Raw genomic sequence first — 24728 nt, forward strand, 5'->3', positions numbered from 1 at the left:
CCACCACAAAGGACCCTCATGCCCCGCAAAGCCGCCAAGAAACCGCAACCCCCGAAACTCCCCAAGGGCGAGGCCGAGCAGGTGCGCATCCGCCGCGAGATCGGCCATGATTTCGCGCTGAAGGCCGACGCCTTCGGCCGCCAGCGCCTCACCCCCGGCACGGCCGAGGCGCGCCGCGTCTACCAGGTGTCGCACGGCGGCTACACCTCGACCGGCGGCATCGTGCGCCTGCGCAATGTCGATCCGCTCACCGGCATCACATCGCTCACCCGCCAGCAACGCGAGGCAGGCCAGCGTTTTCGCGACGATTTCGAGCGCTCCGCCCGCGAGGGCCTGCAGCCGCAATCCTGGAGCGAGCGCGTCGACGGCGGCCGCGTCGGCGGCGGCGTGCCCGACCGCGTGCTCTCAGCCGGCCGCGCGCACGCCCACGCTGCGGCCGCGCTCGCCCACTGGGAGGTGGCGGAGGTGGTCCGAAAAATCTGCCTCGAAGGCCAGTCGGTGAAGGCCATCGCCGAACGCACCGGCGACGGCCGCGATGTGGTGGTCAAGCTGCTGAAGGTCGGGCTGGATTTGTTGGCGGTGCATTACGGGATGATGATGGGGAGGAAGGTGGGGTGAGGGGAAAGCGATGTGCCAAACTTGCGCCGGATCGAAAGCTGCTTATCTGGCTATGCAACTGGAGTGACTGAATGCGTTTCATTAGACTTGTTTCCGGTTCAATGATGTTCATGATCGGCCGTCGCTGCAGTAATTGCGACAGTGTTTAACGCCATCCTGTTCTCAACACCGCAATGTTGATGACACTGCTGTTTGTGCTTAAGGCGGCCTGGGGGCACCTGAAATCGAGCTGGCGATGACCGTTAATCCACTGATCTCCGGATTGAAGATGACCCGGCCAGCCGACCACGACCACCTCGCTTCGCAGTGACCATCCAGTCTAGAAGAGGCGGATGCGATTTACTGGTTCCGTCGGCTTGGCTCGTGGGGCCTGCTGGTTGTCGAGGAAGGCGCCGATCCAGCAACACCCTACCAGCTTATGGTTGCAAAGCCTATGCCACTGGGGCAGACGGGGTGAGAGCCGACGCCGGCGAAAGTTTGAAGTGGCTGAAACTGGCCGCTGAAGCTGGAAGCAGGAGGCGGCTGCGGCTCTCTCCCAATCCCAGCACTGATTAAACTACGTGCCGAAGGACAAATTCACATTGTTATTCATTCCGACGATTCACTGCGAAGAGCGTATTGAAAGACGACCGCGCAAAAACTTCTGGCCTCGGCGCTGCCCCTCATCCGCCTGCCGGCACCTTCTCCCCGTATAGTGGCGGGGAGAAGGGATGGCCGCGATGCTGGCAGCTATTCCGCGACGTTGGCGGTTGGCGAAAGCGGCGGTGACAGCATCTTTCTCCCCGTCACTATACGGGGAGAAATGCCCGGCAGGGCAATGAGGGGCAGCGCCGATCGATGCGGTTATCTGCGCACTTTGCGTGACGCCGTTTCAGCCGTGTCTCAAGCGCCTTTCTTCAGCGGCTTCGGGTCGCTGTCAGGTGGTGGTTCCCACCCAAACACGCTCCGTCCCCCCAGCAAATGCGACTGGTCCATCTCGCCCGCCACGATCTCCTTCAGGCTCAGCCCCGTCACATAGCGCTCCATCCGGCGTGACTCCCCGTCCAGCCGCTTGAGCGCCTGCAGCTCTTCCTCGCGGCCGAGCTTGGCCTTCCCGACCGCCGATTTCAGCACCGAGATCGTCTCGTCATAGACCTTCAGCGGCACGGGGAAGGGGTGGCGGTCCTTGCCGCCGTGGGCGAGCGAGAAGCGCGCCGGGTCGGAGAAGCGGCAGGGCGCGCCGTGCACCACCTCGGAGACCATGGCGAGCGCGCGCACCGTGCGCGGGCCGACGCCGGGCACCAGCAGCAGTTCGGGAAAATCCTTCGGGCCGCTCTCGATCGCGGCGGCAATGTTGCCGTGCAGGCGGCGCATGACGATGTCGCTTTCGCGCACGTCGTGATGCGCCGGCATGATGAGGTTGGGCAGCAGCGGCTGCGCGGCCGGCTCGGGCGCTTCGGCTCGCGGCTCCAGCACGGCAAGCTCGCTCAGGATCTTTTCCGGGCTCATGGTCTTCAGAAGCGCGATCTGCCCCCCGCGGGCTTTCTCGGCGCGGTGGTCGGTGAGGTTGACGATCTCGCCTTGGCGTTCGCCCTCGATCGCCGCATGCGGCTGGTCGACGTAGCTTTCCAGCCCCTCCGACAACCAGTGGTAGCGGCGCGCCTGGCGGGCGTCGCCGTTCATGCCCTGCTGCACCACCACCCAGCGCCCGTCATCGCTGACGATGAAGCCGTGCAGGTAGAGGTCGTAGCCGTCCTGCACGGCGGCGCTGTCCACCTTGGCGACCAGCCGGCTGGCAGTGGCAAGAGCTTGGCCGTCGAGGCCGACATGGTCGCCGATCGCCAGCAACTCGCCCGGCGTCTTGCGCGAATGTGCGCCGCGCCCGCCGCAGACATGGATGCCAAGCTCGCCGGCCATCGGCTTGAGCCCCCGCTTCAGCGCGCCGATGACCGACGTGGTGATGCCGGAGGAGTGCCAGTCCATGCCCATCACGGCGCCGAAGGACTGGAACCAGAAGGGATGGGCGAGGCGCCGCAAAAACTCGTCGCGGCCATAATGATGGATGATGGCTTCGCACAGCACCGCGCCGAGCTTCGTCATGCGATCGCCCAGCCATTTCGGGACCCGCCCGCCATGCAGCGGCAGGTCGGCGCTGCCGCTTCGCTGCGTCACTTTTTGCTTTCCCTATAAATGTCGGCTTCTAGATGGCATTTTGGCGGGAATTTGCAAGGCGGCGCAGCCGCAGCCGGACATCTCCCCTTGCCGAGGGGAGATGTCCGCTCGCTGGTCGGTCAGCGCCGGCAGATGCGGATCTTTTCGATGACGCGATGGCCGTGGCGCCAGTGCTTCACGATCTTGATCCGGCAATGATCGCGATAATACCGGTTATGATAGCGCACCACATAACGCTCGCGATAGGGAGTGTAGTAGTCGTCATCGTAGACGTGTCGGTAATAGCGGTGAGGGTAATACCCGCCATAGTAGTCACCATAGTAATCGCCGTAGCTGGGGCCGACGCCGATGCCGAACTGAACGCTACCGGCACTCGCCGGCGCGATCGCAAACGCCGAGGCGATGGCGATCATCGAAGCAAGCAGAAGCTTTTTCATCGCTGCCTCCTTGAGGTCGATGGTTGCCCCTTCGAGGCACAAACGGTTTCGGGACGGGTGGTGTTCCGAGAAAGTTGGGCGGCGATCCTGGGCCCGGCGAGGAGCGAAGCGGCGCCGAAGCTGACGATCTTCGCCCTTGCGGGGAAGGTCACGCTTTTGTTCGCCCCGCTGTCTTCGATCTTCGGAGTCGCCATATCGCCACCTGCTGTCGCCGTGCAGCGCGTGCGCGCTCGGCGTCGTCGTCTATTGCCACGTCCAGCCAATCCCAACCGCAGGAGCCTGCCATGACCAAGCCCACTATCCTGAAATTCGGCCCCGTCGAGCATGGCGATGGCGGCGATCTTGCGGGCTGGATCGCGGTCGAGGGATCGCCGACCATGCAGACCGCCGTCCAGCACACCAGCGAGGACGGCAAGGTGATGTCCGGCACCTGGCGCGCTTCGCCCGGCACCTACCACGCCACCTACGCCGACTATGAATTCGTCCACATGATCGCCGGCCGCATCCTCATCACGCCCGATGGCGGCGAGCCGGTCGAGGTCGGCCCGGCGACGCCTTCGTGGTCGAAGCCGATTTCAAGGGCACCTGGAAGATCCTCGAGCCGGTGACCAAGCATTTTGTGGTTGTGGCGGAGTGAGCAGAAGCTGCTGATCTCCCCCTTGCGGGGGATGTCTGGCAGGACAGACGGGGTGTGAAGGAACGCCGACGCTCGCACGGTCGCAATCCTCGGGCTTGACCCGAGGATCCATGCCGTGACCTTCGGCGTGAAGCGCTACGGTGCAGAATTCTGTCACTGGTGCAACGCTTTAGCGTCACGGCATGGATCCTAGGGTCTGCGCGCGTCGCTTCGCTCCTTGCTCCGCCCTAGGATCACGAACGACAGGGGCGGCGCCCTACCTTCCCACCTTCGAGATCACGCGCCTTTCCACCTCCGGTTCCAGCGATTCCGCGAATGGCGTCGCCAGATGGTGCTGGTCGCGGAAGGCGAGCTGGCCGTCGATGAAGACGTGGCAGGTTGTGGCGTTGCAGAAGCGGTCGGTGAGGTCGACGTAGGTGGCATTGGGCACGCTGGTGACGATCTCGCGCTCGACCGCCGCCATCTGGTCGTTGGCGGCATAGGCGCGGCTCTGGTCGCAGAGCGATGGCGCCTTGTCGCGCCACAGCGCGCGCGACACGCAGGTGTCGATGTTCTCGTCGTTGAAGGGCACGTCGCGGATGAAGGCGATCTTCAGCCCGGCCTTGCTCAAGCTGGTCAGTGTCGAGCGCAGGCCGGCCCGCCATACGGCGTCCGGCGTGTCCGGCTCGCCCTTGCCCGCCGCCATCTTGCGCGAGGAGGTCAGCGCCAGTTCGGAGATCACCACCAGCGAAGGCCTGGCCGCGATGATCTCCTTGATCGCCTGTTCGCGCCATTGGTCGCATTCGCGGTAGCCGCGGTTGAGCTTCGTGACAAAGTAGGAAAACCGTGAGGGCCGGCACGAGCTCTTCAGCCAGGTCTCGACGCGGTAGCCGTTCTTCTTTCCTGCCTCGATCAGCGGTGTCGACCAGTGATCGGCGTGCGAATCGCCGAACAGCGCGATCACGCGCTGGCCATTGCCGAACACGCAGGGTTTCGGCGTCACCGTGTCGTAGCCCTCGACGCAGGCCTTGGCGCGCGCGGTGGCCGGCTCGGCCGCACTTGCCGCGATCGCGCGCTGCTCGGGGTCCTCGGCGCGCATGGCAAGCGTTGCGTTGCCGTAGGCGGCTGCGACGCCGGTGCCGGTCAGGAGGAGGGCCGGCACCAGCGCCCGCGCCGCATTGGCCATAAGCCAGCCATTGCGGCGGATTGGATTCTCGATGAAATGATAGCTCAGCGCAGAGAGCGCCAACGTCAGCCCGAGGCAGGCGAGGCGTTGCGCAAAAGTCAGCTCCTCGACCAGCATGCCGGCATAGACGATCACCGGCCAGTGCCAGAGATAGAGCGAGTAGGAAACCTTTCCGATCCACTGCAAGGGCGGCAGCGCCAGGGCGGCATTCACGCAATTCGAGGAAAAGAGCCCCGCGGTTTTCCGTTCGAAATTGCGTGCAAGAATGCCGTCCCCGACGCCGGCCGCGCCCGCCAGCAAGAGAAGGACAGTACCGGCCACGGGCACGAGCGCCAGAAAACCGGGGAAGGGAGCCTCCTCGCTGAAGGTGAGGTAAGCGAAGGCAATGAGGACCAGCCCGCACAGGCTGAACGCCGTCCCGAGCCGCGGGCGGTTCTGGAGCAGCCATGCCGGCGCCATCGAAGCCAGCCCGCCGGCGGCGAATTCCCAGGCGCGCAGCGGCGAGAAGTAGAAGGCCCAGGGCTGCGAAATGGGGGTCAGCCAGGCGCAGACCGCGAAAGAGACCAGGCCGGCAATGCCGATAACAAGCATGATCGTCCGCTTGCCGGGCCTCAGCCAGGCCGCCAGCATCAGCAGCGCCGGCCAGGCGAGGTAAAACTGCTCCTCCACCGACAGCGACCAATAGTGGATGAACGGGTTGTTTGCGGCGTCGTTGGCGAAATAGTCGAACGACCAGCGGATCAGCCACAGATTGATCATGTAGGCGGACGCGAACATCGCGCCCTTGGAATAGAGCGCCTGCTCCTCCGGCGACAGGATCAGCGTGCCGACGGCAAGCGTGGCGGCGATGACGAACAGCGCCACCGGCAGCAGCCGCCGCGCGCGTCGGGCATAAAAACGAAGGAGGTCGAGCCGGCCGGTGAGCGAAATCTCGCTGACCAGATGGCGGGTGATGAGGTAACCGGAGATGACGAAAAAGATGTCCACGCCGGCAAAGCCGCCGGGCAGGGCGGTGAGGCCGAAGTGGAAAGCGACAACGCCCGCCACGGCGAGCGCCCGCAACCCCTCAATGTCGGGCCGGAAGTCCGGCGATGGTGCTGACACGAAGGCGAACCTCGCAACGGTCGTTCGTATCCCGCCTTGGGAAAGCCTCGCGCCTATGGGCTCATACCGCAATGCAACAAATCTAACGCAGTGCAACATAAAGGGAGGCGGCAGCAACGCCGGCGGCAGCCGACGCTTCGGCACGCCAGGGTCTGCGCGCGTCGTTTTGCTCAGGATGACGAAGGAGCTCAGCCGCCGGTTTCGCCGGCGTTCGAGAGCATGGAAGGACATTGGCGAATGCTAAAGGCAAATTGTCCGCCTGCAGGTAATCTGGTAGGATCAGTGCACCGACGAACGGCTCTGGGACGCCGTGACGTCTGACATCATGCACAAAGACATCAACTCGAACCGGAGAACGGCCATGAAACGGCTTCTGACGGTCGCTGCGCTGTTGGCAGCGGGCAGTTTGATTGCGATGCAGGGCGCAGCTGCCGACGATGCTGCGCTGATCAAAAGCGCCGAGTCCGCCGCCCCCGCCGCAGTGGCGAGTGGCGCTGCGGTCTACGCCATGGATGAAAAGGGGAATATGCGCACCCTGCGCGAGGGCAAGACCGGCTTCTGGTGCATGCCGGACAATCCGGCTTCGCCCGGTCCGGATCCGATGTGCGGCGATGCCAACTCGATGGAATGGGCGATGGCCTGGCTGGAAAAGAAGGAACCGCCCAAAGGCAAGGTCGGCTTCATGTATATGCTGTCCGGCGGCACCGACGGCAGCAATACCGATCCTTATGCGACGAAGCCCGAGGCAGGCAACAATTGGATCGAGACGGGGCCGCATGTGATGATCGTCAACGCGATGGACATGATGAAAGGCTATCCGACCGATGCCAAGCCCGACACGTCCAAGCCTTACGTGATGTGGCCGGGCACGCCCTACGCGCATCTCATGATCCCGGTAAAATAGCCGGGCACGGACCTTCAGGTGCGGCGGCGAGCGCTTCAAATCTCCCCTTGTCCGCAAGGGGAGATTTGCATCAGCCGCTTCGTCCTCGCTCCAACTGATCGCGCCTCGCAACCATCCTCCGATCCGCGCGTTGCACGCCGGCGAAAGCCAATCATGGCGGGCAGGGTGGAGACTCACGGTGGCGGATAATCGTCAGAACGGCACGTGCGAGTCGGAACCGGGGCTGGCGGGCCTGCTTGCTGCCTCGCGCAGCCATCCGCGCACGGCGCTGCCGACGGTCGCAACCGTCGTCGCGTCGGTTGCGGCGCTCTATTTCGGCCGCGAGGTGTTCCTGCCGATCGCAGTCGCGCTGCTGTTGACTTTCGCCATCGCGCCGCTCGTGTCGGCGTTGAAACGCGTCGGCATTCCGCGCCTGCCTGCCGTGATTGCCAGCGTTTTGGGCGCCTTTGCCGCGCTTGCGCTGTTCTCCTTCGTGGTGGCCACGCAGGTCAGCGACCTCGCCCAGAACATCCCCGTCTATCAGATCAACATCCTGACAAAGATCCGCGCGCTGAAGGAAAACGGGCTGGGCAACGGCATCATCTCGCGCTTGAGCGGCGTGATCGAGCGCGTCGGCCAGGAATTCGAGCGCCAGGAGCCGCAACTGCCGTCCGCCGCCCAGACGCCGAAGCGCGATCCGATCCCGGTCGAGATCGTCGCGCAGGAAAGGCCGCTCGAAGTATTGCAAAAGGTCATAGAGCCGCTGCTCAGCCCGCTCGGCTCGGCCGGCCTTGTGGTCGTCGTCGTCATCTTCATGCTGATGGAGCGGGAGGATCTGCGCGACCGCTTCATCCGTCTCGTCGGCTATGGCGATCTCCACCGCACCACCCAGGCGCTGCAGGACGCCGGCAAGCGGGTCGGCCAGTATCTGTTGATGCAGCTGGTGGTCAACGTTATCTACGCCATCCCGATCACCATCGGCCTGTGGGTGCTGGGCATACCCAATGCGCTGCTTTGGGGCATGCTGGCGCTCGCCCTGCGCTTCGTTCCCTATATCGGGCCGATCATCGGCGCGCTGCTGCCGCTGTTCCTGGCGCTGGCGGTGGCGCCCGGCTGGTCGCTGCTTCTGTGGACCGGGGCACTGTTCATCGCCATGGAGCTGATCACCGGCAACGTCATCGAGCCATGGCTCTATGGCTCGCGCACCGGCCTCTCGCCGCTCGCCATCATCGTCGCGGCGATCTTCTGGACCTGGCTCTGGGGGCCGATCGGCCTGGTGCTGTCGACGCCGCTCACCGTCTGCCTCGTCGTCCTCGGCCGCCACGTGCCGCAGTTCGAGTTCCTCGACGTGCTGTTCGGCAACGAGCCGGTGCTCGAGCCTCATGCGCGTCTCTATCAGCGGCTGCTTGCCGCCGATCCGGACGAGGCGACCGACCACGCCGAGGAGATGCTCGAAGAAAAATACCTGTTCGAGTTCTACGACCAGGTGGCGATTCCGGCGCTGCTGCTTGGCGAGCAGGACCGCATGCGCGGCGTCATGGATGACGAACAGCGCAAACAGGTAGCGGCGAGCGCGCTGACGCTCGTCGCCAATCTGGACGCCAGCGCCCAGGAGGAAGCGGAGGAGGCGGAAGCCGAGGAGGAAGAGGACCAGCAGGCAGCCACTGCCTCGGCCGAGGCCTCGCCGGGCAAGGCAGCCTCAGCCAAGATCACCGCGGGCAAGGCTGCTGAAGGCAAGGCGAACGATCGGAAGGCCGGCGACGGCAAGGAGCCTCTATCCGAGGAGGTCGATCTTCCGGATGGCGTGGGCTTCTCCGTGCTTTGCGCCGGCGGGCGGGGCGAGCTCGACGACGCCGCCGCCGCTATGCTGGCGCAGGTGCTGGAGGTGCAGGGCGCCGAAGTGTCGAGAGCGAGTTTCATTGACCTCGAACCTGCCGGGATCCGCCGCCTCGACCTGAGCGGCGTCGATACGGTGGTGATCGGTTTCCTCAACCGCGACTCCACCAAGCACGCGCGCTTCATGGTGCGGCGGCTGAAGCGGCTGAAACCGCGTCTCAGGGTCGGCATCGTGTCCTGGTCGGAAATCGGCAACAGCGACGCCAAGGCCGCGGCCGAACTTGCCGCCGGGCTTAACGCCGATTTCGTCGCCCATGGCATGGTCAGCGCCGTGACGGGCGCCCTGTCGAGCGAGCCGCCGGTGATGCTGAAGCTTGCGCCGCAACGCCGGCCACGCCGCCGGCCGGCCCGCAAGAAGGAGCTGCAGGCGGCTGGATGAGGGAGGCGACTTTCCCCCTCAATTGACCGGCCCGAAGGCCCGCGCGAACCGCGCGGCTTTGCGATCCGCGCGGGCAGGCGCCGGCCCCGCCGGCGGCGCCACGCCCCAGCCCTCAGGCTGGCCGGGTGGCTGTCTGGTTCGGCCCTTGTCCGGCCGTTTCTGTTCTGCCTCGCCGATCCGGGCAGAAGCCCGGATCCTTCGGAGCGCGCTAGAAATGCAGGTCCAGTGCAGGCGGATGGCTTGGCCTGGATCGTCTTGCGGCGCTGCTGCGGAGCCGGCGGGACGGCTTGCTTGCTCCTCGGTTGCACTGCCCAGTGAGCTTGCGGCGGCCGTGAAAGCATGATCTTCGCTCGAACAAGAGGCCAATCCCGATTCTGTCGGGACGGAACAGGTGCAGCCGGATGGCACTGAACATCGCGCAGAAGTTACGACTGACTTCGGTCGTGCTGGGAACCGCCAGCCGCAAGGATCTGGCGGCGGCGTTCCGAGCGGTCAATCCGAAGACGGCTTTCGATATCGGCCGCGCCGACAAATGGCTGCAAGGCCGCGCCCAGCCTCGCGAGCACAGCGTCTACGAAGACTGGGCGAAAGTGCTGCGCCTCGAGCGACCCGGCGCCTGGATCGCCGAGAGCGATCTGCCGAGCTTCACGGCCGCGATCGCGGCCCGGCACGGCATCGACGCGACGGAGCTCGAACGCCGCGCCCACGCGCAGGTCGAGGCCTCGCCCGGGCATGACGACAAGGGCACCGGGCTGGCGCTTGCCGGGACCTATGCCTGCTATTCGCGCGCCTGGTCGCCTTACTATCGCGGCCAACTCATCAGGGGCCGCCTGTCGATCGAGGCCGGACCCGGCGCGCATGCGTTCACCGCCACATATCGCGAGACATTGCCGACCGGGCAGTTGCAGCTCGGCGGGCCGGTCACGCCGGCAAAGCGCAGCCTCTACCTACATCTGAAGGAGGTGGGCGGCGAAGCGCAGTTCTTCCTTTGCCTGTTCCCGCAGACGCAGCCGGTGAGCGTGCTCGGCGGCTATATGGTCGGCACCGCCATCATCGGCCCGGAGGCGCAGCCCTCGCTGACAAGAATCCTGCTGGTGCGCCTGCGCGATGCGCCAGCCGCCGAGCAATGGGGCGGGTACCTGCCGCCGGGCACCTCGATCGCCGCCGATCTCGCGAGCCTCGGCATCGTCATGGAGCACCCGGAAGCGGTCGACCGGCAGCTCGGCCAGTTCCTCAGTGCCGGCAGCGACGGCGGCGTCAACCAAATCCCGCCGTCCGAGTACCGCGCCATCCTCGACGTGTTCGACCGCCATTGGCTGCAGCACGCGGGCTAGGAACGAACCTCAGCAGGCTCGATGTTGCCGGCTGACCACAGCCTGCCCGTATTCGGTTGCAGCCGGCTCGCTTTGCACGCATCTCACGAAAACGTTTTTTGACAAAACGGCACTTCCCTTGGGTCTTGAGGCGGCAAATTGGGCAAGGGGCATATCCATGAAGAAGATCTATGAGAAACCGGTGCTGGTGAAGCGCCAGAAGCTGTCGAGCGTCGTTGCCGGGTCGTCGGCCCCGCTCCCGCCGCGCTGACCTAAGCAACAGCCAGCAGGGCAAACATTCCCGGGCTAAGCTTGACAGGGCGGCCGCATCGCGTTCACCTGCGCAGGTCGTTGACCCGCCCAGGAATGGACGATGAAGAAGACTTACGAAAAGCCGCGGCTGCAAAAGCGCGGCAGGCTGTCGGCCGCGACCGCCGCCGCGCCGTCGTCCGGCTTTACCTTCTGAGGCGAGCCAGGCCGCCCTGCGGCACTCCTTTGCGGCGGTCCGAGATCGGTCGAAACTATTGGCTTTGCCACGGCGCACCAATCGGCGTACCCTGCCGTATCGCTGGTAACCACCCACCGGACACCATTGGCGACTGAGAGACGTTGATCCGCGCTCCCGTCTGAACAGGGAGAGCGGCATGCTCGAGAACAAGAATCCCCACTTGCCCGCGCGGGCACGCGGCCGCAGATTTCCAGGACCAACTGATTGAGGAGAGCAGAAGGGCGCTGATCCGCTCTTACGACCTGTTGCGTCGTACGGAGCGCCTGGTGAACGCTTCCGGCCGCAAGCTTGATGGTCGCTCCCCGGCGGCGCTCGCCCACGCGAAGCGTCTTCAGGAGGGAATTGCGATCAAGAAGGCCTATAGCGAGCCGACGCTTGAAAAGCTGGCAACGGTTCGTCAGTAGCGGTCTGGGCACCCTTTCTGAGCCTCGTACGCGAAACCTCGCGCCGCTGCCGGCCAGGAGCGGGCGGTACACTACGCAAGTGCCCGCCCGTCCGGCGCCGCCGCCAAGCTGCTGAAACCCCGTCCGTCCCCAACAGCAACGGTCATGGCGTGACCAGTCACTGCGGATTGCCATTGGCCCGGCTGGCTGTCAACGTCGGCGGCGGCGCCTCCGGAACAGCGTTTTTTTCCGTTGTGCAATGCCGAAATCGGGCTGCCGCATTTCCGCGGTTGCCGCGCCGGCAGGCTCCGAAATGGCGGATTTCCGGGCTTTTCGGCCGTTGCGGCAAGCGACACGAATGTTGCCGCCTACACGTTTGAATAGGCTGGTTTTTCACTGGTTGAGGCGTTTTGAGGTCCGGTTGTCAACCTGACTTTTTTTGGGCGCATTTCGGCAACGCAGCATTGGCGGGCAAACGGCAGTGAATTACCCGTCGCGCTAGCGGTTTCGTCGCCCCTCAAAGGCTGGGGAGAGGAACGCTGCCGCTCTGTGAACCGCTTCATGATGCGCACATGCAGGGATGCTAAAATTCGCCATCCGATGAGGGTGGGCGATCGGTTGCTCGAAGTGTCCCGGCGCAGGTCCTGGCCGGCAGATCGGGCAGAGGTGCTCGCGCAGCGACGGAGCGGGGGTTCTTGTTGGGCGTCCCCCCGCTCCGTCCCGGCGTCGCCAAGGAACCTGTCTCCACACTTTGTTGGGGCCAAAATCTGGTCTGTCGGCGCGGCGTTCCTTCGCGCCTCGCCTGCCTGCTTGCCGGTCGCCGCGAAAGGAGATCGGCTATCTCACCGCCCTCCGCACACCTCCCTCACCAGGCCCCGCAGCCACCGATGCGCGGGGTCGGCGTCGAGGCGCGGGTGCCATAGCAGCGAGATTGTGAGCCCGGCGAGCTTCACCGGCAATGCGAAGGTGAGCAGGCCTTCGCGCAGCTTGCCGGTATAGCGCTCGGGCACCGTGGCGATGAGATCGGAGCCGCGCGCCAGCGCCAGCGCTTCCGCAAAGCCGCCGACCACGGTGGCGATTGTCCGCGTCAGCCCGGCGAGTTCCAGCGCGTCGTCGATAGGCCCGCGATCCAGCCCGCGGCGCGAGATCAATATATGCCGGCCGGCGGCGAAGCGGGCGGCGGTGATCTTGCCGTCGCACAGCGGATGGCCGCTGCGCACCACGCCGACGAAACGGTCGCGGAACAGCGCCTGCGCCCGCACCTCGGGGCCGGTCGAGCCGCCGATAACGCCGGTCTCGAGATCGACACTGCCTTCGCGCATCGGCGCGCTGTCCTTGTCGGGCTTCGGCACGAAGCGCAGCCGCACGCCCGGCGCTTCCTCCGCGACGCGCGCGAGAAGGGAAGGGCCGAAATTTTCCACAAAACCATCGCTGTTGCGCAGCGTGAAACTGCGCGTAAGCCGCTTCAGATCAAGGCGTTCGGCGGGGCGCAGCACAGCCTCCGCCTCCTTCACCAGCCGGCCGACATCCGTCCCGAGCTCGATGGCGCGCGGCGTCGGCACCAGGCCGCGCCCGGCGCGGACCAGAAGCGGATCGTCGGTCACCTCGCGCAGTCTTGCGAGCGCGCGGCTCATTGCCGACGGGCTGAGCTTCAGCCGCCGCGCGGCTTTCGCGACACTGCCTTCGGCGATGAGCACGTCCAGCGTGACGAGCAGGTTGAGATCGGGTCGGGACATGGCGCGATCTTAGCACGTCCTCGATGAAGTGACAGGGCGTTTCATGCACTATTCGAGTGCAAATGCTGCGCATTCCGCCATATTGGCGAGGCACCTATTGTCCCGGCAAGTTCCACCCGAGCCGGAGAAGAACCATGGCCGATATCGCAGATCCACGCGCCGCTCCCGCAAGGCGCTCGGCAAGCGGCGCGCTGGCCAGCCTGTCGCTGGCGATGCTTTTGTCCTCGCTCAGCACCAGCATCGCCAATGTCGCGCTGCCGACGCTGAGCACCGCCTTCGCAGCATCCTTCCAGGCGGTGCAATGGGTGGTGCTAGCCTATCTGCTTGCCGTCACCGCGCTCATCGTCAGCGTCGGGCGTCTCGGCGATCTCGTCGGCCGCCGGCTGCTGCTGGTCGCCGGTCTTGGCCTGTTCAGCGTGGCGTCGCTGGCGGCCGCGCTTGCGCCGTCGCTGCCGCTGCTGGTCGCCGCCCGAGCCGCCCAAGGCCTCGGCGCCGCGGTGATGATGGCGCTGACCATGGCCTTGGTCGGCACGACGATGCCGAAAGAGCGCACCGGCAGCGCCATGGGCCTGCTCGGCACCATGTCGGCGATCGGCACGGCGCTTGGGCCGTCGCTTGGCGGCGTGCTGATCGCTTACCTCGGCTGGCGCGCGATCTTCCTCGTTACTGCCGGGCTGGGCGTCGTGGCGATGATCCTCGCCCGGCGCTTCCTGCCGGGCGATCAAACCGCGACGATCCTCCGCAGTGAGGCGCAGGGCGGTGGCCCGCCCTTCGATATTCTGGGCACGTTGCTGCTTGCCTTGACGCTCGCCGCCTATGCGCTGGCGATGACGGCAGGACGCGGCCATTTCGGCGGCACGAACATCGCGTTGCTCGGCATTGCCGTTCTCGGCGCCGCGCTGTTCCTCTATGCGCAGCGAAGAGTGGCGTCGCCTCTGGTCAAAGCAGCGCTGTTCAGCGATCCGGTGCTGGCGCCGAGCCTTGCCATGAACGGGCTGGTCTCCACCGTGATGATGGCGACGCTTGTCGTCGGGCCCTTTTTCCTGTCGCGCGCGCTGGGCCTGGGCGAAGCGCAGGTCGGCGCCGTGCTGTCGATCGGCCCGGTCGTCTCGGCGCTGTGCGGCGTGACTGCCGGCCGCTTCGTCGATCGCCTGGGCGCGTCCGCCATGGTCGTTGCCGGGCTGGTGCTGATGACCATCGGCTGCGTCGCGCTTGCTCTGCTGCCGGCGCTGTTCGGCGTCGCCGGCTACGCGGCGGCGATCATGCTGCTGACGCCCGGCTATCAGCTCTTCCAGGCGGCGAACAACACCGCCGTCATGGCCAATGTCGATAAGAACGAGCGCGGCGTTGTCTCGGGCATGCTCAGCCTGTCGCGCAATCTCGGTCTGATCACCGGCACGGCGGTGATGGGCGCGGTGTTTGCGTTCACGGTGGGCACTGGCGAGGTCGGCGCCGCGGCACCGGAAGCAGTCGCCGGCGGGATGGGTTTTACGTTCGCAGTGGCGGCGGGTTTGGTCGCCCTGGCGGTGGCAATTGCGTTGGTTGGAGGTTTGCGAAAGCGTCGGTGACATCCAATCTCCCCCCTTGCGGGGGAGATGTCCGGCAGGACAGAGGGGGGTCGTCTCACTTGGATTGCCAACGCCGTCTGATGTCGGGGGGAGCGCTGGCGCTTCACGCGAAGCGCCCCCTCTGTCACCTTCGGCGACAGCTCCCCTCGAAGGGAGAGTACGCATCGCCGCCAATGTAACCCATTGCACATTCCCCGCGCCCGTCTTGCCGTATCGGCTTCCGTAAATTAGCCGATTTTGATATTCCGTTGCGGTCTTCTCCCGCCGCATCGACGAGGAGCCAGATGGCAGTGGAAGGGTGCCCGGCCGGATGACCGACGCTCCGCATAAGGGGCTGCTGGACCTGTGCGTGCTCGGCGATTTCCAGGTGGTCCGCGACGGCGCGCTGCTCGACCTGCCTCCGTCGCGCAAGACGAGAGCCTTGCTTGCCTATCTCGCCGTCACCGGCAAGGCGCATCAGCGCGAGCGGCTCTGCGAAATCTTCTGGGACATTCCCGACGATCCGCGCGGCGCCTTGCGCTGGAGCCTGTCCAAGATCCGCCAGGTGCTCGGCGACGACGAATCCGCTCTGGTCGCCGACCGCAACACTGTCTCGCTGAAACTTGGCACGGACTATGCCCGGCTGCTGCCGCTGGTGAAGGCCGATCTTTCCATGGCGTCCACGGAAGAGCTGGAGGCCGCGGCCGGTTCGATCCGCGGCGATTTCCTTGCCGATCTTTCGCTTGAACGCTGCTTCGAATACGAGGCCTGGCGCGCGGGCGTCGCCAGCGAGGTCGAGATCGCCGAGCTCGGCATGTTGCGCGAGCTGATCGAGCGCCTGGCCGGCGAGCCGAGGCGTGTGCTGCCGCTTGCCAGGCGCCTGCGCCGGCTGCTGCCGGAGGATATCGGCCTGGCGGAAGAGATCGCGGCGCTGGAAGAGAAGGTGAGGGCGGCAGCCGCCCAGCCGACGGGACGCTCCGCGCAACGCGGCGCCACGGACGTGGCCCAGATGCAATCACCTTCCACTCAGCTTGCCAACCGCCCGACGCCCGCGCAGGATCCCGGCCGCGCCGTCCATTTCTGCCGGGCTCGCGACGGCACAAGGCTTGCTTTTGCCAAGACCGGCAGCGGCCCGCCCATCCTGCGCGCCGCGCATTGGATGTCGCATCTGACCTTCGACTGGGACAGCCCGATCTGGCGGCACTGGATGAGGGAACTGTCACGCCGGAACCAGTTGGTGCGCTACGACGAGCGCTGCAATGGCCTGTCGCAACGCCACGTGGCCGACGTCTCGTTCGACACGATGGTGTCGGATCTCGAATGCGTCGTCGAGGCCGCGGGGCTCGATCGCTTCACGCTTCTTGGTCTGTCGCAGAGCTGCGCGGTTTCGATCGCCTATGCCATACGCCACCCCGAGAAAGTCTCGGGCATGATCCTCTACGGCGGCTACGTCAAAGGCTGGCGGGCGCGCGGCGACCCCGGCGAGATCGCCACGCGCGAGGCCGTATCGACGCTGATGCGCGAGAGCTGGGGCAAGTCGAACCCGATGTTCCGCCAAGCCTTCTGCTCCATGTTCATCCCCGGCGCCACGCACGAACATTTCGCCTGGATGGACGATCTGATGCGGCGCACGGTTTTGCCGGACGACGCCTGGCGCCTGCAGACCGCCTTTTCCGTGATCGATGTCAGCGAGCTGCTCGAAAAAGTGCGAGTGCCGACCCTGGTGCTGCACGCGCGGGAAGACAATGTTGCCCCGGTCGAGTCCGGCCGCACCATGGCGGCAGGCATTCCCGGCGCCAGCTTCCTCGAGCTGGAAAGCCAAAACCACATCCTGCTTGAGGGCGAGCCGGCCTTCGACGAGTTCGTCGCCCACGTCCGGGCCTTTGTCGCCGGTACGGCAGGGTCGTAGGAAATCTCCTACCGCGATCGCGTAATTTAATCTTGGCGTGGGAAGATTATCTTTGGGTGGCGGCGGTGCCCATTCCGCCCCCTTCGGCCGGTGCTTCAGCTACCCCAACGCCCCCCGCCCGCTGCGGCACCGGCCTCATTCGTCACGTTCTGCGATGCCGCCTCGGCCGAGCCGGCTTCCGCTTCGCGCTCCAGCTCGACCAGCTTCGACTTGATCTCTTGCGTGTCCGCATGCTCGAGCCCAACCACGTCATTGCGTGTCTGCCGCAGCGCGATCACGATCTCGTCGAGTTTGGCGTGGATGGCCGCCGTGTCCCGGTACCCCTGGATAAGCACGATCCCGGTGATGATGATGGCCGCTGCCGACAGGGCATAGGTCACCGTGTTGGTAAGTCCGAAGGGTACGAGCAAGGTGCACGCAACCATCGCGATAACCATCGCATAGAAGCCGGGCGGCCTAGACAGAAAATCGGCGACGATGAAGAGGAGCCGATTCATGGGCGACGCTATGAAAGCAGGAACCCGGCTATCAGCACGGTGAGGACCATCGAGGCCGGCACGGCAAGCAGCCAGCGAGCCTCCAGGACACTGTTGGTAGGGTCTTCCATTTATCCTCCCATCGGCGAATTGCTTGCCGGCAAACGGCGACCAAGAGCGTTCGTTCCACTCATCGGCCAACCGTCCGAAGCGCCGTCGGACTGAAGTCCGGAAAGCAAAGAAGAGGATCGACCGCCGCAACCTAAGTCATGCTTCCGCATTTCTGACGCGCCATTGCATCGGGAGGCGATATATGACCGACGGACTCGCGGACGATCTGGAAGACCAGCCCTATGAAACAGCGTCCTTCGCCAGCAAATACGGGCTCTCCGACAAGCTTGCCAAGGCCATGTTGATCGCGAACGGACCGTCGCGACGCGCCTGCGACGCCGCGGCGGGCACTTACCTCAGATATGTTGCGCTGCGGCGCGAACGCCCGAAATGACCTTCGCTGCGTTGCTGCCGGGCAGCCCGATCCAGGCCGGAACCAAACAGCCCGGCAGGGGTTTATCCGGCGAAGGGACGCTCCACCAACCAGGAATATTGCAATGAAAACAGTGCTTCTCGCAGCGTTGGCGCTTTGCGTCGCGGCACCCGCCGTCGCATCCGCCGCCGAGGCCGATGTGGTCATCACGACGCATCACAGGCACCATTACCATCACCGTCCCGCCATCGTCATCAATGAGGAAGGCCACCGCCTTCATCATCGCCATCACGGCACCGTCGCATTCTATGACAACGGCCGCCGCGCCTGGCATCGCCATCACCGCTCGGACGCCGTCGTCGTCACGAACTCAGTCGAGCGCCATCACCGCTACCACCGTCGTCCAGTCACCGTCGAAAGCGACACCGACTATTGACCGCTATCGGCCCGGCTCCGGAACCCACAGCCGGGCCGACCGTCGCCGGCGGTCATTTGTCCGCCTCGCCCCCGGCGAGCGGCACGGTGAACACCGTCGCGGTGCCGGTGAGACAAAGCTCGCCGGCCTCGTTGCGCACCGAGGTCTCCAATTTCGTGATCGGCTTGTCGGCGCGCACGTCCTTGACCTCGACGCGGGCGGTGATCAGTTCGCCGACACCGACCGCCTTGACGAATTTCCAGGAGACTTCGAGGAACACCGAGCCGGGCCCGGGAAGGTCCTCCGCGACCACCGCGTTCAGGATGCCGGAGGTGACGCCGCCCTGCACGATGAGCTTGCCGAACACCGAGGCCTCGGCCAACGCCTTGTCGTAATGCAGCGGATTGCGGTCGCCGGTCATCTCCGCGAAGGCGTCGATATCCTGCGGTTGCGTGCGCCGCGAACGCTCGGCGACGGCGCCGACCTGCGGCCGCCCCTTGATGACGCCGATCCACCCGTCCTTCATCAAATGTACGGTCATGGTCTTACTCCCGTTCGGTTGCGATAGAGGCTCGAGCCCGCCATTGCCTGCGGTTCGTCCTTGTTTGCCGGCGCTCGATAAGTCGCCAGCTCGCTCATGGCGGGCACGGCGCGGCGGACCGGCATCGGCTGTGCGGCGAGCGCCCGGACCTCGGCCTTCATAACCGCGCTGAAGCGGCGGTGCCGCTCGCCGATATCGGCCAGCGACCAGTCGAAACCGGCAATGGCGTCAGTGGTGTCGAGGATCTGATGGGCGAAGAGATCGCGCTCCTGCTGCCAGGTCGCGAAGGCTGCTTCCGATCCGTCCAGGATCGCCCGCGCCAGGCTCTCGGCGTCGCGCAGCGCGTCGGCAATGCCATGCGAGGTGAGCGGGTCGCGGAAGAAGCCGGCATCGCCGACCAGCGCCCAGCCTGGGCCGTGGGCGTGGCGGATGTAGCCTGGCACGCCGCGGAACGCCTGCAGGCGGGCATCGTCGGGCGCCCGGCTCGCCTGTTCGGCCAGTGCGGGCGAAAGCGCCTCCAGCACCTCCATCCGGGCGCGGAAATGATCAAGGCGGAAGCGCTCGTCGAACAGCTTGGTCGGCACCGAAGCGACGATGCAGGCCAGCCCGCCATTGGTCGGAATGAGGGAGCCGGCGATGCCGTCGCGGAAATACCAGTGATAGCCGGCGCCGGGTTCGACCGGCGCGTAGCCATAAACATGGGCTGCCGAGACCGTGCCCCTTCTGAGCACTTGCGCGTCGCAGCATTTCGCCACCGTGGAGCCGATGCCGTCGGCGCCGATCACGATGTCGGCGCTTAAACGTAAGGCCGCGCGGCCGGCGCCGCGGATCTCGACGCCTCGCACGCGTCCGCGCGTGTCGGCAAAGAGGTCGCCGACCGCCATCTCGTGCAGGAACTCGGCGCCGGCCTTGCGCGCGGCATCGACGAGCATGCGGTCTAGCACGGTGCGCCTAGGCGCGATCAGCCCGGGAAGATCGGGCCCGGCATTGAGCGGAATCGTGATCTCCTCCTCGCCATAGTGGAACGTCGTTGTCTCGATCAGCGGCGTGCCGGCCCTGAGCAGCGGTTTGAGCAGGCCCCAGCGCGACAGCTGCAGCACGGCGGGCCGCATCAGCGCGTGCGTCGACAGCGTGTCTGAGCCGTAGGGCCGGCGCTCGATCGTCAGCACCGTCAGGCCGGCGCGGGCAAGCAGCAGCGCCGTCGAGGCCCCGGCGCAGCGCGCGCCGACGATGATGGCGTCATAGTGGGCGCTCTTGGGCGTTGGCGGAAGGGAAATCGCGGTCGTCGGCATCTTCGGTGTCCTCACGGCGGCCTCTCAGGCGGCTTGGCAACCCTTGCGGTCGAGATAGCTAGAGACCTCGGCGGCGATCGCTTGCGCGTCGACGCCGGCGCCGCCGATGAAGTTGGAATCGCGCTTGCGCAGGAAGCGGAAGCCGAGCGCGTAGAGGCCGGGAACGCTGGTGATCCCGTCGCGGTGCGCCAGCTCGCCATCCGGCCCAACCGCCGACGGCTCCAGCCAGTCGAACGAGGGGGCATAGCCCGTCGCCCAGATCACCGTGCCGGTCGCCCCCTCCGACAGCGAAAGCCGCTGGCGGCGCGCAGAGGGCGTCGCCACCGGCTCGCGCCGGCCGGGCCGCGCGGCGCCGGCGAAGCGGTCGATCTCGGCAAGCAGCCGCCCCTGCTTCGCGTCCGCCGCCGCGATCTGCGCGGCAAGATCGTCGGCAAAGGCGATCTCGCGGTTGGCTATGCCGCGCACGCGGCCGGTGAGCTCGACGCCGAGCGCCTGCAGCGTGGCAAGGTCGACATCGGCCTTGTCCGGTCGTCCGACGAGCTGCAGCGAGGGCTGCCGCCTGGCGCTCTCCGGATTGGCAAGTCCGTCGAGCGGCTGGGCCATCACGCCCATCTGACAGAGCCAGAAGAAGATGTCCTTGCCGCGCCACAGTCTCGGCAGGCGCGTATGCTTGCCGACGGACAGCATCACACGCCGGCCGGCGCGCGCGAGCTCGTCGGCGATCTGCACGCCGGAAGATGAGGCGCCGACGATCAGCACCCCGCCGGGCGGCAGCTCGCCGGGAGAGCGATACTGCGAAGCGTGGATATTCAGCGGTCCGCCTCTGGTCTCGGACACAAAGGGCATCATCGGCCGGTCGCAATGCCCCGTCGCCACCACTACGACCCTGGCCGACCAGTCGCCGGCGCTGGTGGAAAGCGCGAAGCTGCCGCCGATCCGCCTGCAGGAGGTGACCTCGACGCCGCATTCCACCGGCACCTGCCAGCGGCTTGCATAGGTTTCGAGATCATGGACGAACACGTCCTTTGTCCTGAAGCCGTCGGGGTCCGGGCCGTCATAGGGCGAGCCGGGCAGGCCGTTCAGCCAGTTCGGCGTCAACAGCCTCAGCGATCGCCAGCTCTGCGTGCGCCAGCGCTCGCCGATGCGGCCGCGCTCCAGCACGACATGGTCGATTCCGGCGCGGCCAAGGCAATGGCTGAGCGCAAGCCCGGCCTGCCCGCCGCCGATGATGACGACGTCAGCATGTTTCATGGCTCTGTTCCGAGGCCCTGGGAGAGACGGTCCGGATTTCTCCGAACCGTCGCTTCAGCTAACGCATTTCGCCCAGAAGTGTGCAGCGGTTCTGGGACAACGACATGCGTCAAAACAAAGAACTAAGGCGCGTCGCCTGAACCGTTTTCAGGACGACGCGCTTTAGGTCACTGGATGGTCTTGATGCCGACCGTGACCGGCACGCCGTTGGTCAGCACGTCGAACACGGCCGAGCGTGCGCGGGCCTGCTCGACCAGCTGCTCAAGCTTCTCGGCCGGCGCGTCGCCCTCGACCTCGAACGACACCTGGATGTTCTGGAAGCCGTTGCGTACCTCGTCCGAGATGCCGAGGATGCCGCGCAGGTCGATGTCGCCGTCGACCGAGCACTTCACGCTGGTGAGCTTGATGCCGCGCGCGGCGGCGATGTTGGCGAGCCCCGCCATCAGGCAGCTCGCCAGCCCATGCAGCAGCCACTCGACAGGGGTCGGGGCGTTGTCGGCGCCGCACAGGATCGCCGGATGGTCGCTGTCGGCATAGAAGGGCTTCTCGTGCTTCTGCTCCTGGCCGGCACCATGGAAGCCATGCATGACGCTCTTGCTGTGGGTGCCTTCGATCCATTCGTTGTGGGCGCGGAACTGGAACTTCGCCAGCTCCGGCTGACCGGCGACGAAATTGATGGTCGCCAGGAGGTTCGGTGTGTCGACGCCGTTGAGCGGAACGCGGGCAGGTTTGGTGTTAGGTTGCATGTCACTACTCCGAAGGTTGCTTTGCGGCTTGGTTGCCGTGACGGCTTCCTTTCTGACGCCGATGCGTTTGAACGAGAGTGGATGGCAGCGTGGAATTTCTGATACGCCCACCGTGGAAATTGCATCGCCCGTTTCATTTGGGCGGGCAGCCCGCGACCGGTTCCAATGCCGGCAGTGCTTCGCGCCGGAACGCGAAAACCCCGGCGAGCCGGGGTTTTCACCAGCCTTCCGGCCGGCCGCCGATGCAGTCGTTCATCCGCTTCAGGCATCCGTCCTGCCGGCTGCGGCGAGCGCGGCGCGCGTGGACGTGTAGTGCTCGATCTGCGAGCGGCTGATGCCCATGTCCTTGAGCAAATAGTCCGGCATGGCGCGCAGCGCGGCGCGATCGCTGCGCATCCGCATGGCGTGATAGGCCAGCCGCAAACCGCGGCGGGCAGAGCCGAACAGGTTGAAGCCTGTGCGGTCGGTTTCGTACTGCAAACGATCCATCGTCGTCATTCTCGTCTCCATTGTTGCGAGCGCGTTCATTCGCGCCGTCGATGGGGACAATGACGTACGGGCGAGGGAGCCAGCGTTGGAGGCGACGTCGAAATTGCCGTGGAATCGTGAGGAGGGCCGCTCCGCTGCCCTCATTGGACTTGCCCCGGCACAACCCCATATTGAATCGCAAGGAGCTTTGAGGCGTGAAACTCGCGCGGGTGGCCCTTCTGGCAGCGGCTTTCATGGCCGCCGCGGCGGTTTTCCCCTTCTCCTCGGCCGAAACGGCGGGGGAGAGGATGGCCTTGAGCATCGCGATTGACGGCGCCATCGGTCCGGCGAGTTCGCGCCAGCTCAAGGAAGCGCTCAAGACCGCGGCCGAGCGCAACGCCGGGGCTCTCATCCTTCAGCTCGACACGCCCGGCGGCCTCGTCACCTCGATGCGCGAGATGATCGCCGATATCCTGGCGTCCCCCGTTCCCGTCATCGGCTATGTCGCGCCCGCCGGCGGTCATGCGGCGAGCGCCGGAACCTATATCCTTTACTCGACCCATGTCGCGGCGATGGCGCCCGGCACCAATCTGGGCGCCGCGACTCCGGTCGAGATCGGCGGGCTGCCCTCGCTTCCCGGCGGTGAGAAGGACGACAAGGACACCGGGAAGCCAGCCGGGGACCCGATGACGGCCAAGGCGACCAACGACGCGGTGGCGCTAATCCGCTCCCTCGCCGAACTGCGCGGGCGCAATGGCGACTGGGGCGAGAAGGCGGTTCGCGAGGCGGCGAGCCTCTCGGCAGGTGCGGCGCTGCAGCAACATGTCATCGACTTCGTCGCCCGTGACACGGCGGAGCTGCTGCAGCTCGCCGACGGCCGCACCGTCGACGTGGCCGGCAAGAAAGAGGTGCTGGCGACGAAGGGCCTGGCCGTCGAGGTCCTGGATCCCGGCTGGTTCATCCGGCTTCTCGCGGTCATCACCGATCCGAACGTTGCCGTCCTCCTGATGCTGATCGGCTTCTACGGCATCGTCTTCGAGGTCACGAGCCCAGGTGCGGTGGCGCCTGGCGTCATTGGCGCCATCTGCCTCGTACTCGGCCTCTACGCGCTCGATCTCTTGCCGATCAACTATACCGGTCTCGCCCTGATGCTGCTCGGCGTCGCCTTCCTCATCGTCGAGGCATTCAGCCCGACAGTGGTGCTGGGTGTCGGCGGCGCGGCCGCGTTCCTGCTCGGCGCGGCCATGCTGCTCAAGGTCGAGGGGCCGGGCTTCGCCATATCGTGGGCGGTCATCGGCCCCGCCGCGGCGCTGACGCTGGGCCTCGCGCTGCTGGCCGGCAGCTACCTCTGGGCGGCGCGCCGCAATCCGCCGCGCGTCGGCGGCGGGGCCATGCACGGTCTTTCCGTGGACGTTCTCGACTGGGAAGGCGGAGAAGGTCATGTGCTGGCGCTCGGCGAGCGCTGGCGCGCCAAGGCCGAGGAGCCGATCGCGCCTGGAGATCGTGCTGAGGTGACCGCCGTCAGCGATCTCGTGCTGACGGTGCGGAGGCGTGGTGCCGGTCACAACGGAGCGGGAAACGACGGAGCAAAACAATGACGCTCGGCTATGTCGCCTATCTGATCCTCGCGCTGCTGGTGATCATGTTCCTGTCGGCGGCGATCCGCATCCTGAGGGAATATGAGCGCGGCGTGGTCTTCACGCTCGGCCGCTTCACCGGGGTCAAGGGGCCCGGCCTCATCCTGCTCGTTCCCTTCATCCAGCAGATGGTGCGCGTGGACCTGCGCGTTGTGGTGCAGGACGTGCCGCCGCAGGACGTCATCTCGCGCGACAATGTCTCGGTCAAGGTCAACGCGGTGCTCTATTTCCGCATCGTCGACGCCGAGCGGGCGATCATCCAGGTCGAGGATTTCATGACCGCCACCAACCAGCTGGCGCAGACCACGCTGCGCTCGGTGCTCGGCAAGCACGAGTTGGACGAGATGCTGGCCGAGCGCGACAAGCTCAACAGCGACATCCAGGACATCCTCGACCAGCGCACCGACGCCTGGGGCATCAAGGTCTCCAATGTCGAGATCAAGCATGTCGACCTGAATGAGAGCATGGTCCGGGCCATCGCCAAGCAGGCAGAGGCCGAGCGGCTGCGGCGCGCCAAGGTCATCAACGCCGACGGCGAGCAGCAGGCGGCGGCCAAGCTGGTCGAGGCCGGCCGCATGCTGGCGGCCGAACCGCAGGCCATGCAGCTGCGCTATTTCGAGGCCCTGCACGACATCGCCGGCGAGCGCTCATCGACCGTGGTCTTCCCGCTGCCGATGGATCTGCTCAGCCAGTTTTTGAAGGGCCAGAGCCAGGGCAAGTGATCTCCCCCCTCGAGGGGGGAGACAAGGCCG

The 24728-nt window shown here is 65.9% G+C and carries 23 protein-coding genes and 1 pseudogene; 14 read left to right on the plus strand and 10 right to left on the minus strand.

Going from position 1 to position 24728, the window contains the following annotated elements:
- Nucleotides 1-18 precede the first annotated feature (18 nt).
- Nucleotides 19-618: a DUF6456 domain-containing protein gene (locus tag P9228_RS27400; protein WP_278056590.1), complete on the plus strand. Its 600-nt coding sequence runs from the start codon at nucleotides 19-21 to the stop codon at nucleotides 616-618.
- 882 nt (nucleotides 619-1500) lie between these two features.
- Here the strand turns inward: P9228_RS27400 and P9228_RS27405 are convergent.
- Both P9228_RS27405 and P9228_RS27410 read right to left on the minus strand, forming a co-directional pair.
- Entirely contained in the window at nucleotides 1501-2769 is a 1269-nt protein-coding gene (locus tag P9228_RS27405; RefSeq protein ID WP_278056592.1) for a DUF763 domain-containing protein, read from the minus strand.
- Between the two features lie 119 nt (nucleotides 2770-2888).
- Nucleotides 2889-3206: a hypothetical protein gene (locus tag P9228_RS27410; RefSeq protein ID WP_066999538.1), complete on the minus strand. Its 318-nt coding sequence runs from the start codon at nucleotides 3204-3206 to the stop codon at nucleotides 2889-2891.
- A gap of 284 nt (nucleotides 3207-3490) precedes the next feature.
- On the opposite strand from P9228_RS27410, the pseudogene P9228_RS27415 reads away from it, so the two are divergent.
- Nucleotides 3491-3843, plus strand: a pseudogene (locus P9228_RS27415) (cupin domain-containing protein).
- Nucleotides 3844-4099: 256 nt separating this feature from the next.
- On the opposite strand, the gene P9228_RS27420 reads toward P9228_RS27415, so the two are convergent.
- The gene (locus P9228_RS27420) at nucleotides 4100-6112 is read right to left on the minus strand and encodes an acyltransferase family protein (RefSeq protein WP_278056594.1); all 2013 of its coding nucleotides are present in this window, start codon (nucleotides 6110-6112) and stop codon (nucleotides 4100-4102) included.
- Between the two features lie 361 nt (nucleotides 6113-6473).
- Between P9228_RS27420 and P9228_RS27425 the strand changes: the two genes are divergently transcribed.
- From P9228_RS27425 to P9228_RS27450, 6 genes are all read left to right on the plus strand, one after another.
- Nucleotides 6474-7016: a hypothetical protein gene (locus tag P9228_RS27425; protein WP_066999535.1), complete on the plus strand. Its 543-nt coding sequence runs from the start codon at nucleotides 6474-6476 to the stop codon at nucleotides 7014-7016.
- Nucleotides 7017-7194: 178 nt separating this feature from the next.
- Nucleotides 7195-9270 carry an AI-2E family transporter gene (locus tag P9228_RS27430; RefSeq protein ID WP_278056595.1) on the plus strand — a complete coding sequence of 692 codons (2076 nt, stop codon included), beginning with the start codon at nucleotides 7195-7197 and terminating at the stop codon, nucleotides 9268-9270.
- Between the two features lie 401 nt (nucleotides 9271-9671).
- Nucleotides 9672-10604 (plus strand): hypothetical protein, encoded by a 933-nt coding sequence (locus P9228_RS27435; RefSeq protein WP_278056597.1) that lies wholly within the window; start codon nucleotides 9672-9674, stop codon nucleotides 10602-10604.
- Between the two features lie 157 nt (nucleotides 10605-10761).
- Entirely contained in the window at nucleotides 10762-10854 is a 93-nt protein-coding gene (locus P9228_RS27440) for a hypothetical protein (RefSeq protein ID WP_082953784.1), read from the plus strand.
- Nucleotides 10855-10956: 102 nt separating this feature from the next.
- Nucleotides 10957-11049, plus strand: coding sequence for a hypothetical protein (locus P9228_RS27445; RefSeq protein WP_082953785.1), 93 nt, complete (start codon nucleotides 10957-10959; stop codon nucleotides 11047-11049).
- Between the two features lie 308 nt (nucleotides 11050-11357).
- Nucleotides 11358-11495 (plus strand): hypothetical protein, encoded by a 138-nt coding sequence (locus tag P9228_RS27450; RefSeq protein ID WP_179293624.1) that lies wholly within the window; start codon nucleotides 11358-11360, stop codon nucleotides 11493-11495.
- A gap of 821 nt (nucleotides 11496-12316) precedes the next feature.
- Here the strand turns inward: P9228_RS27450 and P9228_RS27455 are convergent.
- Nucleotides 12317-13210: a LysR family transcriptional regulator gene (locus tag P9228_RS27455; RefSeq protein ID WP_278056599.1), complete on the minus strand. Its 894-nt coding sequence runs from the start codon at nucleotides 13208-13210 to the stop codon at nucleotides 12317-12319.
- Between the two features lie 134 nt (nucleotides 13211-13344).
- On the opposite strand from P9228_RS27455, the gene P9228_RS27460 reads away from it, so the two are divergent.
- Together P9228_RS27460 and P9228_RS27465 are read left to right on the plus strand one after the other, a co-directional pair.
- A complete protein-coding gene (locus P9228_RS27460) occupies nucleotides 13345-14778 on the plus strand; it encodes an MFS transporter (protein WP_278056600.1) in 1434 nt (477 codons plus the stop codon).
- 310 nt (nucleotides 14779-15088) lie between these two features.
- A complete protein-coding gene (locus P9228_RS27465) occupies nucleotides 15089-16666 on the plus strand; it encodes an alpha/beta hydrolase (RefSeq protein ID WP_278056601.1) in 1578 nt (525 codons plus the stop codon).
- A 95-nt stretch (nucleotides 16667-16761) separates the two neighbouring features.
- Here P9228_RS27465 and P9228_RS27470 read toward each other — a convergent pair whose 3' ends face one another.
- The gene (locus P9228_RS27470) at nucleotides 16762-17163 is read right to left on the minus strand and encodes a low affinity iron permease family protein (RefSeq protein ID WP_278056602.1); all 402 of its coding nucleotides are present in this window, start codon (nucleotides 17161-17163) and stop codon (nucleotides 16762-16764) included.
- A 292-nt stretch (nucleotides 17164-17455) separates the two neighbouring features.
- Between P9228_RS27470 and P9228_RS27475 the strand changes: the two genes are divergently transcribed.
- On the plus strand, nucleotides 17456-17647 hold the full coding sequence (locus P9228_RS27475; RefSeq protein ID WP_067322383.1) for a hypothetical protein: 192 nt from the start codon (nucleotides 17456-17458) through the stop codon (nucleotides 17645-17647).
- Between the two features lie 103 nt (nucleotides 17648-17750).
- Nucleotides 17751-18062 carry a hypothetical protein gene (locus P9228_RS27480; protein WP_066999469.1) on the plus strand — a complete coding sequence of 104 codons (312 nt, stop codon included), beginning with the start codon at nucleotides 17751-17753 and terminating at the stop codon, nucleotides 18060-18062.
- Nucleotides 18063-18114: 52 nt separating this feature from the next.
- Here P9228_RS27480 and P9228_RS27485 read toward each other — a convergent pair whose 3' ends face one another.
- The 5 genes from P9228_RS27485 to P9228_RS27505 all read right to left on the minus strand — a co-directional run bounded on the left by P9228_RS27485 (nucleotide 18115) and on the right by P9228_RS27505 (nucleotide 22369).
- A complete protein-coding gene (locus P9228_RS27485; protein WP_278056604.1) occupies nucleotides 18115-18582 on the minus strand; it encodes a MaoC family dehydratase in 468 nt (155 codons plus the stop codon).
- Nucleotides 18579-19874: an NAD(P)/FAD-dependent oxidoreductase gene (locus tag P9228_RS27490; RefSeq protein WP_278056605.1), complete on the minus strand. Its 1296-nt coding sequence runs from the start codon at nucleotides 19872-19874 to the stop codon at nucleotides 18579-18581. Before P9228_RS27490 ends, P9228_RS27485 begins: the two co-directional genes overlap by 4 nt.
- Nucleotides 19875-19898: 24 nt before the next feature.
- On the minus strand, nucleotides 19899-21125 hold the full coding sequence (locus P9228_RS27495) for an NAD(P)/FAD-dependent oxidoreductase (protein WP_278056607.1): 1227 nt from the start codon (nucleotides 21123-21125) through the stop codon (nucleotides 19899-19901).
- 167 nt (nucleotides 21126-21292) lie between these two features.
- Nucleotides 21293-21871, minus strand: a complete 579-nt coding sequence (locus P9228_RS27500) for an OsmC family protein (protein ID WP_095801426.1) — start codon at nucleotides 21869-21871, stop codon at nucleotides 21293-21295.
- A gap of 261 nt (nucleotides 21872-22132) precedes the next feature.
- Nucleotides 22133-22369 (minus strand): DUF1127 domain-containing protein, encoded by a 237-nt coding sequence (locus tag P9228_RS27505; protein WP_164746786.1) that lies wholly within the window; start codon nucleotides 22367-22369, stop codon nucleotides 22133-22135.
- Nucleotides 22370-22554: 185 nt separating this feature from the next.
- Between P9228_RS27505 and P9228_RS27510 the strand changes: the two genes are divergently transcribed.
- Both P9228_RS27510 and P9228_RS27515 read left to right on the plus strand, forming a co-directional pair.
- Nucleotides 22555-23937: a nodulation protein NfeD gene (locus P9228_RS27510; protein WP_095824557.1), complete on the plus strand. Its 1383-nt coding sequence runs from the start codon at nucleotides 22555-22557 to the stop codon at nucleotides 23935-23937.
- Nucleotides 23934-24698: a slipin family protein gene (locus tag P9228_RS27515; protein ID WP_095801424.1), complete on the plus strand. Its 765-nt coding sequence runs from the start codon at nucleotides 23934-23936 to the stop codon at nucleotides 24696-24698. Before P9228_RS27510 ends, P9228_RS27515 begins: the two co-directional genes overlap by 4 nt.
- The last annotated feature ends 30 nt before the right edge of the window (nucleotides 24699-24728 follow it).

This window comes from Mesorhizobium sp. WSM4898, assembly GCF_029625845.1.
Taxonomy (GTDB): Bacteria; Pseudomonadota; Alphaproteobacteria; order Rhizobiales; family Rhizobiaceae; genus Mesorhizobium.